This window comes from Georgenia sp. 311, from assembly GCF_006151955.1.
In the GTDB taxonomy this organism is placed as follows: domain Bacteria; phylum Actinomycetota; class Actinomycetes; order Actinomycetales; family Actinomycetaceae; genus Oceanitalea; species Oceanitalea wutianyii.
Genome location: NZ_VDFS01000023.1, coordinates 16,922 through 32,245 on the forward strand (window position 1 = coordinate 16,922; position 15,324 = coordinate 32,245).

Annotated in this window: 22 protein-coding genes; 15 read left to right on the forward strand and 7 right to left on the reverse strand. The window is 72.6% G+C overall.

Features of this window, described 5'->3' with window-relative positions; genetic code table 11:
- Positions 1-327: 327 nt before the first annotated feature.
- Positions 328-1,320 carry an LLM class F420-dependent oxidoreductase gene (locus tag FHE66_RS04090; protein ID WP_139071717.1) on the reverse strand — a complete coding sequence of 331 codons (993 nt, stop codon included), beginning with the start codon at positions 1,318-1,320 and terminating at the stop codon, positions 328-330.
- 87 nt (positions 1,321-1,407) lie between these two features.
- Between FHE66_RS04090 and FHE66_RS04095 the strand changes: the two genes are divergently transcribed.
- The 9 genes from FHE66_RS04095 to FHE66_RS15970 all read left to right on the forward strand — a co-directional run bounded on the left by FHE66_RS04095 (position 1,408) and on the right by FHE66_RS15970 (position 8,117).
- Positions 1,408-2,031 carry a CDP-alcohol phosphatidyltransferase family protein gene (locus tag FHE66_RS04095; RefSeq protein WP_139071718.1) on the forward strand — a complete coding sequence of 208 codons (624 nt, stop codon included), beginning with the start codon at positions 1,408-1,410 and terminating at the stop codon, positions 2,029-2,031.
- The gene (locus FHE66_RS04100) at positions 2,028-2,879 is read left to right on the forward strand and encodes a DUF881 domain-containing protein (protein WP_139071719.1); all 852 of its coding nucleotides are present in this window, start codon (positions 2,028-2,030) and stop codon (positions 2,877-2,879) included. Before FHE66_RS04095 ends, FHE66_RS04100 begins: the two co-directional genes overlap by 4 nt.
- A gap of 45 nt (positions 2,880-2,924) precedes the next feature.
- Positions 2,925-3,257: a small basic family protein gene (locus FHE66_RS04105; RefSeq protein ID WP_139071720.1), complete on the forward strand. Its 333-nt coding sequence runs from the start codon at positions 2,925-2,927 to the stop codon at positions 3,255-3,257.
- Positions 3,258-3,268: 11 nt separating this feature from the next.
- Positions 3,269-4,024: a DUF881 domain-containing protein gene (locus tag FHE66_RS04110; protein WP_139071721.1), complete on the forward strand. Its 756-nt coding sequence runs from the start codon at positions 3,269-3,271 to the stop codon at positions 4,022-4,024.
- 95 nt (positions 4,025-4,119) lie between these two features.
- On the forward strand, positions 4,120-4,572 hold the full coding sequence (locus FHE66_RS04115; RefSeq protein WP_139071722.1) for an FHA domain-containing protein: 453 nt from the start codon (positions 4,120-4,122) through the stop codon (positions 4,570-4,572).
- Positions 4,569-5,342: a MerR family transcriptional regulator gene (locus FHE66_RS04120; protein ID WP_230976583.1), complete on the forward strand. Its 774-nt coding sequence runs from the start codon at positions 4,569-4,571 to the stop codon at positions 5,340-5,342. The genes FHE66_RS04115 and FHE66_RS04120 overlap by 4 nt, the downstream gene beginning before the upstream one ends.
- A 63-nt stretch (positions 5,343-5,405) precedes the next feature.
- Positions 5,406-5,876 (forward strand): bifunctional nuclease family protein, encoded by a 471-nt coding sequence (locus FHE66_RS04125; protein ID WP_168202679.1) that lies wholly within the window; start codon positions 5,406-5,408, stop codon positions 5,874-5,876.
- A 245-nt stretch (positions 5,877-6,121) separates the two neighbouring features.
- Entirely contained in the window at positions 6,122-6,637 is a 516-nt protein-coding gene (locus FHE66_RS04130; RefSeq protein WP_176554649.1) for a MerR family transcriptional regulator, read from the forward strand.
- A gap of 142 nt (positions 6,638-6,779) precedes the next feature.
- A complete protein-coding gene (locus FHE66_RS15970; RefSeq protein ID WP_139071724.1) occupies positions 6,780-8,117 on the forward strand; it encodes a DUF2510 domain-containing protein in 1,338 nt (445 codons plus the stop codon).
- A gap of 57 nt (positions 8,118-8,174) precedes the next feature.
- Here the strand turns inward: FHE66_RS15970 and FHE66_RS15825 are convergent, their stop codons facing one another.
- On the reverse strand, positions 8,175-8,309 hold the full coding sequence (locus FHE66_RS15825; RefSeq protein ID WP_255303600.1) for a hypothetical protein: 135 nt from the start codon (positions 8,307-8,309) through the stop codon (positions 8,175-8,177).
- 318 nt (positions 8,310-8,627) lie between these two features.
- Between FHE66_RS15825 and FHE66_RS04140 the strand changes: the two genes are divergently transcribed.
- The 3 genes from FHE66_RS04140 to FHE66_RS04145 all read left to right on the forward strand — a co-directional run bounded on the left by FHE66_RS04140 (position 8,628) and on the right by FHE66_RS04145 (position 9,750).
- Entirely contained in the window at positions 8,628-8,825 is a 198-nt protein-coding gene (locus FHE66_RS04140; protein WP_139071725.1) for a hypothetical protein, read from the forward strand.
- 215 nt (positions 8,826-9,040) lie between these two features.
- Entirely contained in the window at positions 9,041-9,208 is a 168-nt protein-coding gene (locus tag FHE66_RS15340) for a hypothetical protein (RefSeq protein WP_168202678.1), read from the forward strand.
- A gap of 86 nt (positions 9,209-9,294) precedes the next feature.
- On the forward strand, positions 9,295-9,750 hold the full coding sequence (locus FHE66_RS04145; RefSeq protein ID WP_139071812.1) for an ASCH domain-containing protein: 456 nt from the start codon (positions 9,295-9,297) through the stop codon (positions 9,748-9,750).
- A gap of 186 nt (positions 9,751-9,936) precedes the next feature.
- Here FHE66_RS04145 and FHE66_RS04150 read toward each other — a convergent pair whose 3' ends face one another.
- From FHE66_RS04150 to FHE66_RS04160, 3 genes are all read right to left on the reverse strand, one after another.
- Entirely contained in the window at positions 9,937-10,353 is a 417-nt protein-coding gene (locus tag FHE66_RS04150; RefSeq protein ID WP_139071726.1) for a GNAT family acetyltransferase, read from the reverse strand.
- 145 nt (positions 10,354-10,498) lie between these two features.
- Positions 10,499-11,140: a dihydrofolate reductase family protein gene (locus FHE66_RS04155; RefSeq protein WP_139071727.1), complete on the reverse strand. Its 642-nt coding sequence runs from the start codon at positions 11,138-11,140 to the stop codon at positions 10,499-10,501.
- Positions 11,141-11,202: 62 nt separating this feature from the next.
- Positions 11,203-12,099 (reverse strand): alpha/beta fold hydrolase, encoded by an 897-nt coding sequence (locus FHE66_RS04160; RefSeq protein ID WP_230976582.1) that lies wholly within the window; start codon positions 12,097-12,099, stop codon positions 11,203-11,205.
- A 63-nt stretch (positions 12,100-12,162) separates the two neighbouring features.
- Here FHE66_RS04160 and FHE66_RS04165 point away from each other — a divergent pair, with 63 nt between their 5' ends.
- From FHE66_RS04165 to FHE66_RS04175, 3 genes are all read left to right on the forward strand, one after another.
- Positions 12,163-12,714, forward strand: a complete 552-nt coding sequence (locus FHE66_RS04165) for a TetR/AcrR family transcriptional regulator (RefSeq protein WP_139071728.1) — start codon at positions 12,163-12,165, stop codon at positions 12,712-12,714.
- Positions 12,715-12,769: 55 nt separating this feature from the next.
- Positions 12,770-13,705, forward strand: a complete 936-nt coding sequence (locus FHE66_RS04170; protein ID WP_139071729.1) for a hypothetical protein — start codon at positions 12,770-12,772, stop codon at positions 13,703-13,705.
- A 70-nt stretch (positions 13,706-13,775) separates the two neighbouring features.
- On the forward strand, positions 13,776-14,015 hold the full coding sequence (locus FHE66_RS04175; protein ID WP_139071730.1) for a PspC domain-containing protein: 240 nt from the start codon (positions 13,776-13,778) through the stop codon (positions 14,013-14,015).
- Positions 14,016-14,037: 22 nt separating this feature from the next.
- Here the strand turns inward: FHE66_RS04175 and FHE66_RS04180 are convergent, their stop codons facing one another.
- Both FHE66_RS04180 and FHE66_RS04185 read right to left on the reverse strand, forming a co-directional pair.
- A complete protein-coding gene (locus FHE66_RS04180) occupies positions 14,038-14,358 on the reverse strand; it encodes a hypothetical protein (RefSeq protein WP_139071731.1) in 321 nt (106 codons plus the stop codon).
- A gap of 97 nt (positions 14,359-14,455) precedes the next feature.
- Positions 14,456-15,324 (reverse strand): AraC family transcriptional regulator (locus tag FHE66_RS04185; RefSeq protein WP_218013607.1); only part of this gene is annotated, 869 nt, incomplete at its 5' end.

Here is a 15,324-nt window from a genome sequence, read left to right on the forward strand (position 1 = left end):
GTGCTGCGGGCGTGCCTCACGAGGATGACGGTGGCCATGGGAGGCGATCCTAGGTCCCGGGGCCGGGCGCCGCCGGGCGGGTCCCCTCAGAGCACCGCCTGGAGGAAGTCACGGGTGCGCTGCTCGCTGGGGTGGGTGAACAGCTCGCCGGGCGCGCCGTCCTCGATGATGTGGCCCGCGCGCCGGACGGCGTCCACGAGAGGCGATCGTGGCGGGCGGAGGTCGCCGTCGACCTCCGCCCGCACCGCAGCGGAACACCCGTCGCGGATCGTTACCGCACCGCGACACGCCTGACCGCTGCTTTGCGGTCGAGGGAACCTTGCTTGACTAGTCCTGCAGTGCGGGGATGACCTCCTGCTCGAAGAGCTCCATCCCGCTCGTGTCGTAGGCCGCCTCGGGGAAGTAGAGGATCGCGTAGGTCATCCCGAGGTCGCGCAGCGCGGAGAGGTTCTCCACGATCTGCTCGGGCGTGCCGCACGCCGGCATCCCCCGGACGGCGCCGAGCTCGCGCTCGACCTTGTCCTCCGGCACCCCGGCGGAGCGCAGCCGGTCGGCGAGCTGGTCCAGGCGGTCCTGCACCTCGGCCTCGTCGCGCCCGATGGCGACGTTGTAGTTGGAGGAGCGGGTGATGCGCTCGACGTCGGTGCCGACCTCGCGGCAGTGCTCGGCGAGGATCGCCGACTTGTGGGCGAAGCCCTCCGGGGTGCCGTCGAAGTTCGTGTAGTCGGCGTACTGCGCGGCGATGCGCAGGGTGACCTTCTCGCCGCCGCCGGCGATCCACAGCGGCACGCCACCCTCCTGGAGGGGGAGGGGGCGGCAGATGGCGCCGTCGACCTGGTAGTGCTCGCCGCTGAAGGTGGCCACGCCCTCGCGCCACGCCTGGCGCATGATCTGGACGCCCTCACGGAGCATCGCCAGACGCTCGCCCGCCCGCGGGAAGCCGTAGCCGTAGGCGCGCCACTCGTGCTCGTACCAGCCGGCGCCGATCCCCATCTCCAGGCGGCCGCCGCTCACGTGGTCGATCGTGGCTGCCGCCTTGGCGAGGTACATCGGCGGGCGGTAGGCCATGCACGTGCACATCTGGCCCAGGCGCACCCGGTCCGTGCTCGCGGCGAGGGCAGCCATGAGGGACCACGCCTCGTGGGTCGCCTCCTCGCTCGGGACCGGGGTCGTGTGGAAGTGGTCGTACACCCACACCGACTCCCACGGCCCGGCATCGGCCCGGCGGGCCAGGTCTCGCATGAGCGGCCACTGCCGCACGTCCTCGATGCCGACGAGGTCGAAGCGCCAGCCTTGCGGGATGAAGAGTCCGAATCGCATGGCCAGAGAGTACGGGCAGGTCACGGCACGGTCACGCCTGGCGCGCCCGCCTCCGCGAGTCGCTCCCACCTGCGTACCCTGGACCCCGTGGACACCGGGGAGGAGACGGCGCGCGCGGCCGCCGACGAGCGCGTCTGGACCGTCCCCAACGCCATCAGCTTCCTGCGCCTGGCACTCATCCCGGTCTTCGCCTGGCTGATCGTCGGCGAGCACGACGTCGCCGCGCTCATCGTCCTCGCCGTCGCCGGCGCCTCCGACTGGGTCGACGGGTTCATCGCCCGGCGCTTCGACCAGGCGAGCCGCCTCGGGCGCATGCTCGACCCGGCGGCCGACCGGCTCTACATCTTCGTCACGCTGATCGGCCTCGCCTACCGCGAGATCGTCCCGTGGTGGCTCGTCGTCGTCATCGTCGCCCGCGAGCTCGTGCTCGCCGGGACGATGCCCGTGCTCGTCCGCCATGGCTACGGGCCGCTGCCGGTGCACATGGCCGGCAAGTCCGGGACGTTCTGCCTCATGTACGCCTTCCCGCTGCTGCTCCTGGCCTCCGTGCCGGGCGTGGTGGGGGAGGTCGCGTGGACCGTCGGCTGGGCCAGCGCCCTGTGGGGCGTGGGCCTGTACTGGTTCGCCTGCCTGCTCTACCTGGAGCAGGTCGCGTGGATCGTGCGCCGCGACCGTGCGGGGTCGGGCGCAGCCGCACCAGGTGCCGGATGACCGGGGGGCGGCTGCGGCTGGACGAGTCGATGACGCTCCTGACGGAGGTCGTCGAACGGCCCCTGGACCCCGGCTACGCCGAGGCTGCCCGGCGGCGGGCCGATGGCACCGCTCCGGCGATGCCCTGGTGGCGCAAGCTCGTCGTCGCCGTCCTCGCGGCGGTCCTGGGCCTGGGCGGGGTGTGGGCCGCGCGCGAGCTGCGCGCCCCCAGCGCCACGGCCAGTGAGGCACGAGCGGTCCTCCTGTCCCAGATCGAGGAGGGGGTCGCGGATGCCGACGCCCTGCGCCAGGAGAACGCCGCCCTCGCGGCCACCATCGACACCCTCCAGGAGGAGTCGCTGCGCGTCAGTGACCCCGAGTTCCTCGACGAGGTCCGCGCTCTCGCGCTGAGCGCCGGTGGGGTGAGCGTCCAGGGCCCCGGCCTGCGGATCACCCTGGACGACTCGCGTGACGCCCAGGCCGGGACACCGGGCTCGGAGATGGGCCGGGTGCAGGACCTCGACCTGCAGATCCTCGCCAACGCGCTGTGGGCGTCGGGGGCCGAGGCCGTCGCCATCAACGGCCACCGCCTCTCCAGCGTGAGCGCCATCCGCTCCGCCGGCCTGGCGATCCTCGTCGACCTCGCGCCGCTGGCCCGGCCCTACGTCGTCGAGGCGGTCGGCGACCCCGACGCCATGCGTGCCCAGCTCGCCCGCAGCAGCGCCGGCGCCCACCTCGCCACGCTGCGCGACTCCGTGGGCATCCCGGTGTCGTTCGAGGAGGCCGACGAGCTCGTGCTCCCCGGCACCACCGAGCGCAGCCTGGAGCACGCCGAACCGCTCGCCACGCCGGAGGCGGGGGACCGATGACCGGACAGGACCGGCCGCCGCGGGCGGCAGGGGAGGAGCACTGACATGTTCGCCGTCATCGGACTCGTCGTCGGCGTCGTCGCCGGCATCCTCATCGAACCCACCGTGCCGACCGGGCTGCAGCCCTACCTCCCGATCGCCGTCGTCGCGGCGCTCGACGCCCTCTTCGGCGGTCTGCGGGCCTACCTCGACGGGGTGTTCGACGACCGCGTCTTCGTCGTCTCCTTCGTCTTCAACGTCCTCATCGCCGCGCTGCTCGTCTTCCTCGGTGACCAGCTCGGGGTGGGGGCGCAGATGACGACGGCGGTCGTCGTCGTCCTCGGCATCCGGATCTTCTCCAACGCGGCCTCGATCCGCCGGCACGTGTTCAAGGCGTGAGGAAGGTGCGCGTGCAGGACGAGCGACCCACCGGGGAGGGCACCGCCGCCCGCGCCCGCCTGCGCCAGCTCGTGCTGCGCCGGCAGCCCACGTGGGTCCACGTGCTCATCGTCCTGCTCTGCGCGGCGGTCGGCTTCGCCCTCGCCGTCCAGGTGCGCCAGGCCCAGGAGGACACCTACGCGACGATGCGCCAGGACGACCTCGTGCGGCTCATCGACGAGCTCGGGGCTCGTAACCGCGAGCTCACCGAGGAGGGCGTGGCGCTGCGCCGCGAGCTCGACGACCTCGAGTCCGGGACGAGCTCGCTGGAGGCTGCGCGGGAGGCGGCCGAGCAGCAGGCCCGCGTCCAGGGCATCCTCGCCGGGGTCCTGCCGGTCACCGGGCCGGGCATCGAGCTCCGCGTCGAGGACCCGAACGCCGAGGTCACGGCCCCGACGTTCGTCACCGTGCTGGAGGAGCTGCGCAACGCCGGCGCGGAGGCGATCGAGCTCAACGGCCAGCGGATCACCGCCTCGAGCTGGCTGGGCACCCGCACCGGCGGGCTGGTCGTCAGCGGCGTGGAGATCGAGCCGCCGTACGTGTGGCGAGCCATCGGCGACCCGCAGACGCTCGCCGTCGCCCTGGACATCCCCGGGGGCGCGCTCGCCTCGATCCGCACCGCGGGCGCGACGGTCGAGGTCGAGCAGGAGGAGCGCGTCGAGATCACCTCCGTGCGCGAGCTCCAGCAGCCCGAGTGGGCCACGCCGAGCCCCGCGGACGAGGGCTGAGGACGAACTGCGTGTCACACGGGCCTCATCGGGAACTATGGTGGTGGCATGAGGCCGGGGTGACACCCGGTGGGTCGTTGAGGGGAGCACACGTAATGGGTACCGAACCCGAGCCGCAGGACATGTCGCGCACGACCGCCCGGTTCGGCGCCATCGGAGCGACGGACGAGACCCTCGCGCGCACGGACGTCCCGCCGCCGGACCTCGCGGCCGTCGAGGGCCTGCCCCCCGGCCACGCGCTGCTCATCGTCCAGCGCGGGCCGACAGCGGGTGCACGGTTCCTGCTCGACACCGACCGGACGATCGCCGGACGCCACCCGAGCGCCGACATCTTCCTCGACGACGTCACGGTCTCCCGCCGTCACGCGGAGTTCGTCGCGCACGAGGGTGGCTACGTCGTCCGTGACGTCGGCTCCCTCAACGGGACGTACGTCAACCGGGAGCGGATCGACTCCGCCGTCCTCCACGCGGGCGACGAGGTGCAGATCGGCAAGTACCGCCTCACCTACCACCCGAGCCCGAACCGCGGCGACGCCACGGCCCAGTGAGCGCGACCGCACGCCGCGCCACCGGCCCCGAGCCCGCGGAGCAGAACCGTCCCGAGGAGGCGCCGAGCACCTGGCCGCCCGGCGCCTCCACCGAGCCCACGATGAGCATCGGCGCGGTGCTCGCCGTGCTGCAGCCGGAGTTCCCGGCGGTCCGCATCTCCAAGCTGCGCTTCCTCGAGGAGCAGGGCCTGGTGAGCCCGCGCCGCAGCGGCTCGGGCTACCGGATGTACAGCCAGGCCGACGTCGAACGGCTGCGCTACGCCCTCACCGCCCAGCGCGACTCGTTCCTGCCCCTGCGGGTGATCCGCGACCAGCTCGAGGACCTCGACGCCGGACGTCCGGTCGCCGACGCGCCGGGCACCCGGGTCGTCACGCGTGACGGCGAGCTCGTCCGCCCCCGGCCCTCGGCCCGGGTACGGCCCGAGGAGATCGCCGACCTCACCGGCGTCAGCCTCGCTGAGATCGAGGAGATCGCCGCCGCTGGGCTCATCGTCGCCGACCCGCGCGGTCGGTTCCCCGGCCGCGCCGTCGACGTCGTGCAGCACGCGGCGACGCTCGCCCGGCAGGGGATCAGCCCGCGGCACCTGCGCACCGTCCGGACGGCGGCCGAGCGCCACGCCGACACGATCGAGCAGGTCGTCGCGCCCGTGCGCGCGCAGCGCTCGGGCGCCGGACGGGAGCGGGCGGCGGCTCGTGCGCTGGAGCTCGCGGAGGTCTACGGGCGGCTGCACGCCGACCTCCTGCGTGCGGCGGTGGACGACCTCGCCTGAGGGCGCGTCCGGTGGCCGACCATCCGCAGGCACGCCCGTGACGATGGTCGTACCGTTGCGGGTATGCGAGAGATGGACGTGCTCGGCGTCCGGGTGAGCATCCCGGAGAACGAGGTCGTCGTCGTCCTCGCTGCGAAAGGTGCCGGCAGGGTCGTGCTCCCCATCGTCATCGGGCCGCGGGAGGGCGCTTCGATCGCGACCGCGCAGGCCGGGATCGTCCCCGAGCGCCCCCAGACGCACGACCTGTTCATCGCGCTGCTCGAGGCCACCGGGGTGAGCCTCGAGCGCGTCCAGGTGACCAAGCTGGAGCACGGCACGTTCCACGCCGAGCTCCACCTGTCCACCGGGCACCGGGTGGACTCGCGGCCCTCGGACGCCATCGCGCTCGCGCTGCGCGCCCAGTGTCCGGTGCTGTGCGCCGAGGACGTGCTCACGACGGCAGGCGTCATCATGGACGCGGAGGACGAGGCCGACGTCGTCGCGAACTTCCAGGCGTTCCTCGAGGACGTCGAACCGGAGGACTTCGAGGCGTGAGGGGAGGGGCAACCGGTTGCCGCGAGGGCCGACCTCGAGGTGAAGTAGAGGTTGAGACACGCGGCACGAAACACGCCGAGCGACGCGCCCGGGCGTGTCGTTGACTGGGCTGCCCCCGGGTCCTAGCGTGGGGGACATCAGGGCCGGAGCACACACCTCGTGCACGGCGTGAACGAACGGGAGTGCACGTGAGCGGCAGCGACGCGACAGCAGCCGGTGCAGCGGTCCCTCAGCGGGCGCAGGGAATGCTCTTCGGAGACGCCCTCCCGGACCTGGACACCGAGACCGGCTACCGCGGCCCCACGGCCTGCCGGGCAGCGGGTATCACCTACCGGCAGCTCGACTACTGGGCCCGCACCGGGCTGGTCGAGCCGAGCATCCGCAACGCCAGCGGCTCGGGCTCCCAGCGGCTCTACAGCTTCCGCGACATCCTCGTGCTCAAGGTCGTCAAGCGACTGCTCGACACCGGGGTGTCCCTCCAGCAGATCCGCACCGCGGTCCACCACCTGCACGAGCGCGGCGTCGATGACCTCGCCGGCATCACGCTCATGAGCGACGGCGCCAGCGTCTACGAGTGCACGAGCGCCGACGAGGTCATCGACCTCGTCCAGGGCGGTCAGGGCGTCTTCGGCATTGCGGTCGGCCGCGTGTGGCGTGAGGTCGAGGGCTCGCTCGCCGAGCTGCCCACCGAGCGGGCCGAGCGTGGGACCCCCGTGGAGGACGAGCTCTCCCGCAGGCGGCGCGCCCGCGACGCGGGCTGACGACATCGGGACCTGGGCCATCGGCCCAGGTCCCTCTCGTTTTCCCGCCTTCCCGGCAGCCGCATGGGGAAGGGGACATTTCCCCATGGAAACTCTTGTACATCTGTCGGTTTGAGGGCGTTACAACTCCTACTATTCGACCATGACTAATCCGATCGCCGGTTGGTACCCCGACCCCTCAGGGGACACGAGCAAGCTGCGGTACTGGGACGGCACGTCCTGGACCGCCCACTACGCGCCCGCCCAGGCGGCAAGCCCCGCCGCGGGTGAGCAGTCGACTGCGCCCGGCACACCGGAGAGCGGCCAGCCCGCCGCCGGGCCGAGCGACACCCCCACGACCCAGCTGCCGGCCCAGTCGGACACGCCCACCGCCGCCTACCCCGCGGCACAGAGCTTCGGCCAGCCCTCCCAGCAGGGCTACCCGCAGCCGGGTCAGCCCGGCTACGGCCAGCCCGGTCAGCAGGGTTACGGGCAGCCTGGTCAGGCGGGTTACGGCCAGGGTGGCTACGCCCAGCAGGCCGCTCCCGGCCAGGACGCCTACGCCCAGTACCCCGGGAGCCAGCAGCCCTACGGGCAGCCTTACGGAGGACCGCCGCAGGACGGCTACGGCCAGCAGCCCGGTGAGTCCGACGGTGGCTCCGGCAAGGGCCTGGTCATCGGCATCGTCGTCGCCGCGCTCGTCCTCATCGCTGCCGCGGTGACCGCCGTCGTCCTGCTCCTCAGCGGTGACGACGAGCCCGAGCCCCGGCCCGTCACGTCTCCCACGGCGGTGGAGCCCACCGAGGAGCCCTCCGTGGCCCCCACCGAGGAGCCCACCGAGGAGGACACGTCCGAGCCCGAGCCGACGGGGTCCGCGAGCGGCGGGGCCATCGAGCTGGGCACGCCCGCCGAGGGCTCGTTCGACGCGGGCGGCACCTGGACCGCCACGCTGACCCTCACCGAGGCAACGCCGGTGGTGGTCGACGCCGCCTCCGCATCCGGTGACCTCCAGCTCAGCCTCACCGGCGGTGACGTCACGCTCGAGAACGACGACCGCGGCCAGTTCTTCAAGTACCGCGAGGCCAGCATCCTCGACCCCGCCATCGGCGCCTACCTCGAGCCGGGGGAGTACGAGGTCGCGGTCTCCGGGTTCGGGGCCTCGACCGCCGCCGACTTCACCCTCACCGCGGTGGCCGCCGTGCCCCTCACCCCCGGTGAGACGGTGTCCGTGGACACCGACGGCGAGCCGTGGGTCGGGTACCTCGATCTCACCGACGCCGCGCTGGTGACGGTCGACGTCGCCTCGAGCGAGGGTGACGCCGTCCTGGGCCTGTTCGACTCCGCCGGTGAGACGCAGGGGATCGACGACAGCACCGACGGCTCGGGGCAGATGACCGACCCGTACTTCCAGGCCGAGCTGCCGGCCGGTCCCACGTTCATCTCCCTCCACGAGTACTTCAGCGACCCGCTGGTCGCGGAGCTGACCGTCACCGTCGAGTGACACCTCCGACGCCCCCGGGAGCACGCCTCCCGGGGGCGTCGTCGTACGCCGGAGGGCTCATGAGGTGGGAGTGGCCCTCGAGCCCCACACGGTCGCGAGGGCCTGCCAGTCCTCGTCGGTCATGAGCGAGAGCGGGCTGACGTTGACGGACGTGATCCCGTTGGTGGCGGCGAGCCCGACGGCCTCCTGCACTGGCGGGATCGCTCTTGACGATCCCGCCGGCGGCGTCGCGGGGCCGGTCCAGGGCCGCGGTCATCTCCCGGAACAGTGCGAGGTCCTCCTCCCCGTAGTGGATGCCGCTGAGGAACAGCTCGGTCACGGCGATCTGGCTGGGGGAGCAGCGCTCACCGAGGGCGGCGACATACTCCACGAGGCGCTCGCCCACCTCGCCCCTGGCGAGCTGGTAGGCGGAGGAGAGATACCGGGAGCGGACGGCGTCGGGGGAGGTCCCTGCGAGGGAGGGGTCTCGGAGATCCAGGCCGGGACGTACGCGTTCGTCGAGGAGGTCTGGTGCGCGCCAACGGGAACATCAGAGGTGTCAAGGGTGACCGCGGCAGGGGAGTCGTCGCCAGGAAGTGGGTCGCGCCCAGCACCGGCGGGTACTCCGCCAGGTCGGCGCCGGGGGAGGCGGTCGAGCGCCCCGACGTGCCTCCGACGAACGGCGCCTCGGTCTCCCCGCCGCGCCGCTTCGACGAGTCGGCCCGATGACCGGCTCGGGGACAGTGCTGTCCCCGGAACCCGCTCCCTCGTTCCCTGAGGGGCACTCGCTCACCGAGGGCTGGGTCGTCGACCCGCGTGTCGAAGGTGCCGAGCGGTCCGCGCACGCCACCGAGGACGCCGGCGTCGCCGTCGAAGCGCAAGAAGATCAGCCTCGACGACGCGGCCCCACCAGAACTACCGACCGACGACGACGAAGGAGCCCCGTGGCCACCTACGACCTGATGTTCAGCGCGTTCCTCCTCATGCCGGTCATCGGCGGCGTCGTGACGGGCGGGGCGGTGCTCGTCGCCCGCCTCGTCCGAAACGTCCGGGCTGACCGGGTCGGAGCCGGGGGAGGGGCGATCAGAGCTCGTGGGACGATCGGCGTGTGACCGACCAGGATCGCTCGTCCGACACCAGTCCGCCGCCCACGGGCCCGACGCCGGCGGCCGCGCTCGACACCGAGGCGGCGGAGCGCATGTGGGCGGAGTACGCAGGCGCCCACCCGGAGGTGGTGAGCGCCGGGTCGGAGCACACGGTCGACCGGTTCGGGGACTCGGCCGAGCTGTCCGACGAGCTGTTGGCGATCGTCCTGAACGGCACGAAGCGGGCCACCGCCGACCTCGTCGCCGAGTTCGCCGCACGCGGTGAGGCGCTGCCGCGAGTCGGCTCGCACTGGGTCGCCTGCGACGGGGCCGGAGCTCCTCGAGCGGTGCTGCGCAGCACCGAGCTGCGGCTGGGAACCATCGGTGACGCCGACGAGGACTTCGCCCGCGACGAGGGCGAGGGCGACCGGACACTGCAGTCGTGGCTGCGGGAGCACCGGCGTTACTGGGAGCGCACCTGCGCAGCGCGTGGCGAGGCGTTCACCGACGAGCACGAGATCGTCTTCGAGCGCTTCCGCGTCGTCTGGCCGCCGGAGATCGCGGACTGACCTCCCGCCAGCTCACGCCTTGGTGAGGGAGTGGCGCATCGGCCAGGCATCCTGGCCGGCTCCAGCGTTTTGACATAATGTACATTATCGGCGTTACGCCAACGAATGCCGATCGGCCTCCGACCGGGCGATGTCCAGGACGACTGCCGTGAGGCGCGACGCTCGGACCGGCGTGCCCAAAGCTCGTCAGTCGTCGAACCGACGGCCCAGCACCTTGACGTCGGACGCCTCGTACCCCAGGGCCTCGTAGAACCCGATGACGCCGGTGTTCTGTGCGCGGACCATCAGCTGGATCTTCGGTATGTGCCGCTCGCGTACCCACTGCTCACAGGCCCGCATGAGCATCCGGGCATACCCCTTGCCCTGGAGGTCCGGAGTGACGGCCACGTAGTAGACCCATCCTCGATGACCGTCGTGGCCGACCATGGCGGTAGCGACCAAGGTCCCGGTGGGCTCATAACCGCCCAGGACCGTCGAGTCGGGACCCCGCATGGCCCTGATCAGGTCAGCACGGGCGTCGTTCCACGGCCGGGTCAAGCTGACGGCTTCCCACAGTGCGACTGCCGAGTCGTAGTCGGCGGGCTCGAGGGGTCGGATCTGCACCCGTCTCACTGTAGGAGGAGGCCTGCCGAGTCCGCGCGCACTTCACGCGGGGCTCCACTGTGCGCCCCGCGCCGGGACCGTGCGGCCGCCAGAGCGAGCGCACGGTGGACGGCACGGGGGCGCACAGTCGCGGTGAGGCGCCGTGTCAGCGCCTCGTCATCGTGAGGTGGATGACGCCGCTCGCGGTCGAGACCGCCTCGACGTCGTAGTCCCGCTCGATGGCCTCGAGCCCGTCCCACAGCCGGCTGCCGCGGCCGAGCACGATCGGGACGACGACGACATGGATGTCGTCGACGAGGCCGGCCGCGATGAAGTCGCGTGCGACGCTCGCACCACCACCGATCCGCACGTCCAGGCCGCCGGCGGCCTCGCGGGCGACCTCCAGCGCCTGTGCCGGGCCGGCGTCGAGGAAGTGGAACGTCGTGCCGCCGGCCATCTCGAGCGGCGGCCACGGCCGGTGCGTGAGCACGAAGGTCGGCGTGTGGAACGGCGGCGTCTCACCCCACCAGCCGCGCCACTCGGGATCGTCCTGCCAGCCGGGCGGGCCGAACTTGTTCGCGCCCATGATCTCGGCGCCGATCCCCTCCTCGTGCCGGCGCGCCATGGCGTCGTCGACGCCCTCGCTGCCGGACTCGGCGCCGATGAGCGAGGCGCCGAAGCCGGTGGCGAACATCCACTCGTGGAGCCGCTCGCCGGCGTGGCCCATGGGCGTCTCCAGGCTCTGGCCCTCCCCCGCGCCGAAGCCGTCGAGCGAGATGGACAGGTTGTGGATCCTCGTGCGTGACATGCGCATTCCTCCGTCTGGGGTCTTGCGGTGCTGACCGGCGCCGCGGCCAGGAGTCATCTGCCTCAGGCCGCGCGTGCGAACCAGTCGAGGGCGAGCTCGGCCACCTCGGCGGGCGCGTCGTCGGTGATGAAGTGTGCGGCGTCGTCCACGTAGGTGATCTCGAGGTGGTCGGCGCACGTGCCGGCGTCGCGGCAGATGGTGGCGACGAGCCCTTCCTCGAAGCCGTAGTCGCGCCGGCCGAACACGACGAGCGTCGGCACGGTGAGGCGACGGCGCCGGTAGGTCCCGCCCACCATCCGTGCCGCTTCGGGCAGGACCATGCGTCGGGTGAGCGGCCGGACTGCGGCGTCGACCTCCGGCCGTGCCATCGGCGCGAGGTGCGCCGCGAGAACCTCGGCCGGGACAGGATGCGCGGCGTACCTCTCGGAGAACGTCCGGTCCATCGGCGCGCCGCGCCGGTGCCACACGAAGCGCGGGAGGTGTGAGAAGGCCCGGTACAGCTGCGGAGCGAAGCGCATGAACCCGGGCGGCACGCTGAGCTGTACCGCCGTCCTGACCCGTTCCGGGTGCTCGTAGCTCAGCTGCATGGCGGTGACGACGCCCATGTCGTGCGAGACGAGGTCCACGCGGTCGAGGTCGAGTGCGTCGAGCAGCGCGAGCAGATCCTCCATGCGCGTCTCGCGGTCGACGCGCGGGTCGCGTGCCGACGTCCAGCCGGCGCCCCGGAGGTCCGGGCACAGCGCCCGGTAGCCGTGTGCCGCAAGCGCCGGTGCGACATCGCGCCACTGCCACCAGTGCTGCGGGCTGCCGTGCAGGAGGAGGACCGGGCGCCCCTCCCCCACGGCGGCGAGATGCGTCCGCAGGCCCGGCGTCTCCACGACGAGGTGCTCGAACCCCTCGGCCTCCGGCAGGGGCGGTGACCATGCGCCCGCGGGTCCGGCGCTCGGCAGCGTGTCCATGGCAACCTTCTTCGCTCGTTGGACTACTATGAACATAGTAGAACCGTCGTCGGGAGGTTGTCCATGGGCGGGACGCGCGAGCGTGCGCTCGAGGCAGCCGTCGCACTGCTCGGGACGCAAGGGGTGCGCGCGCTCACCCACGCCCGGGTCGACGAGCGGGCCGACCTGCCGCCGGGGTCGACGTCGAACTGGTTCCGCACCCGGCGGGCGCTCCTCGGCGGCGTCGTCGACTGGATCGCCGAGCAGGAACGGGCGGACATCGACCCGTCCGGACTCCCCCACGTGAGCAGCGCGCAGGACCTCGCTGCCGGGCTCTGTGCGATGGTCGAGCTGCAGACCACGCGGTACGCCGCCCGCACCCGGGCGCGCTACGCGCTGTTCCTCGAGCTCACCACCGACCCCGAGCTCACCGAGCCGCTGGTCCGCCAGCGCCGAGAGTTCGAGCGGTGGGCCGAGTCCGTCGTCTCCGCCGCCGGCATCCCCGACCCCGTGCCCGCCACACGAGCACTCATGGCACTGGCCGAAGGGCTGCTGCTCCACCGGCTCAGCGTCGACCCGGGCCTCGACGTGCGTCCGGCGATCGAGCGGGCGGTCCGTGGCCTGTCCCGGGCCTGACCCCGCGACGCCACTCCCCCTTCCACGCACCGCGCCGATGCCCTACCGTGCGCTGATGGACGTCGTCGCCTGGCTGCTGGACTCCGACCCCGCGCTGCGCTGGCAGGTGCTCGCCGATCTCACCGACGCCCCCGCGGACGAGGTCGCCGCCGAGCGTTCGCGGGTCGCGACCACCGGCTGGGGCGCCGCCCTCCTGGCCGAGCAGGCCGAGGACGGACGCTGGGACGGCGGCACCTACCGGCCCGGCTGGGCACGTGAGGACCTGCCGTTCTTCGACGCGTGGACCGCCACCCACCACGTGCTGCAGGAGCTCGTCGACCTCGGCGTCGACCCGGCGAGCCCGGAGGTGCGCCGCGCGGTGGAGCGCGTGCGGGAGAACGTGCGCTGGGAGCACGAGAGCGAGCCGTTCTTCGCCGGTGAGGCCGAGCCGTGCATCAACGGCGTCGCGCTGCGCACCACCGCCTCCCTCGGCGAGGACGGCAGCGCGATCGCCGCGACGCTCCTGCGCACGCGACTGCCCGACGGCGGGTGGAACTGCTGGGCCGAGGACGGTACGGCCGTCTCCTCGTTCCACTCGACGATCTGCGCCGTCGAGGGCCTGCTCGCGTGGGAGCGCACCGGGGACGCGACGCCCGAGGCCGCCGAGGCACGGGCGTCGGGCGAGGAGTACCTCCTCGCCCGGGGACTGTTCCGACGCCGCTCGGACGGCGCCGTCGCCGACCCGCGCATGACGATGCTGTCCCACCCGGCGCGCTGGTACCACGACGTCCTGCGCGGTCTGGAGCACTTCCGGAACGCGGGCCGGCGCGACCCGCGCCTGGCCGAGGCCGTCGAGCTCCTCCGCGGCAAGGCCGATGCGAACGGCATGTGGCACCTGGACAGCGCCCACCAGGGCCCGTGCTGGCTCGACTACGGCGAGGGCGAGGGCTTCCCCAGCCGCTGGGTGACGTTCCGGGCGCTGCGCGTGCTGCGCTGGTGGGACGGCGGATGAGGGAGCGACCAGGGACCGGTCAGGGTGGTCCCCGATGTCCGCCGCACGCGCCGCGACCTAGCGTGACGTCATGACCTCCTTCTTCGACTCCATCCGCCGCACCGGCTTCCGCCGCGGTCCGGGCCGCATCCTCGGCGGCATCGCCGCCGGCCTGGCGAACAGGCTGGGGACCAGCGTGACGCTCGTCCGGCTCCTCGTGCTCCTCGCCTTGCTGCTCCCGGGGATAGGCATCGGCCTCTACCTCGTGCTGTGGGCACTCCTGCCGTGGCAGGACGGCACCATTCCCCTCGAGCGACTGCTCTCGCGCTGAGACGCCGCCGGCCCCGTCTGCCTCAGGGGTCGACGAAGAGCGCGAGCGTCGTGAGCACGGCGAGGACAGCGAGCACCCGCACCGTCGTGCTGCGCCACTCCCCCTCCCGCGCCGCGCCGCACACGGCTGCGAGAGCAAGGCTCGCCGGGACGAGCCACCAGCCGAGGACGCCGTACTCGTCCCACGGCCAGTGGGACACCTCGCCCACCCGCTGGAGCTGGGGCACGAACGCCACGACGACGGCGAGGGGCACCGGCACCGCGAAGACCATCATCAGCCACGTGAGCACCGACCAGCGGCGCCCCAGGGTGGCGGCGGGGGCACGGGAACAGGTTTCGACCACGAGAAACGCCTCTTCGACCTGGACGACGATGTCGTCTGCCCCCTGTCCCGACCGTACCCGGTGAGGGCGCCACCTGTCGACGATTTGACGGGATCCTTCAGGCTCCGACGCTGCGGACCTCCCGAACGGGCGTCGCGCCCGCGCGGAACTGCGAGGGGGTGAGTGACGTGCGCGACCGGAAGACGCGGTTGAAGTGGGTGACGTTGGCGAACCCGACGATGCTGCTGATCCGCCCCACCGGGTGGTCGGTCTCCTGGAGCAGCCGCTCGGCGCGCCCGATGCGCAGCCCGTTGACGTAGCCGATCACCGTGGCACCGGTGTGCCGCTTGAACTCGCGGGCCAGGTGGTACGGGCTGATGTAGAAGCGGCCGGCGAGGGTGGTGAGGTCGATCGGCTCGGCGTAGTGCTCGTGGAGGAAGTGGATGACCTCGGCGATGCGCCCGCCCTGCGCGCTCACCCGGGCGTCGCGCCGCTCCTCGCGCTGCAGCTTGACGAGGAGCTGGGTGACGAGCAGCCGCATCTCCTCCTGTCCGCCGTCGCCCAGGACGTCCTGGACGTCGAGCAGCTCGTCGACCACCTGGCGCACCCGGGACCGCACCCCGGCGGGCCGCGTGACCCCGACCTCGGCGAAGCCCGCGAGCACGTGGGGGTAGAGGACGGCCTCGGGCCGGAAGTAGACGACGACGCGCTGGAACGCGACGCCGTCGTCGCCGTAGGAGAAGTGCTCGACCCCGGGAGGGAAGACGATGAGCTCGGACGGTTCGATCCGGTAGAGCGTCTGCTCGGCCCAGTGGTTGCGGGCGCCCGCCTCGAGGCAGTAGATCTCGAAGTAGTCGTGGCGGTGAGGCCGGGACATGTTGTCGTCCACGCCCCGCACCCGTGCCACCGCGACGTCGTGCCCGCGTGACATGAGGTCGCCGGCGAAGTCGAGCACCGTCCCTGCCTTCCTGCCGAGTGGCGGGGGGG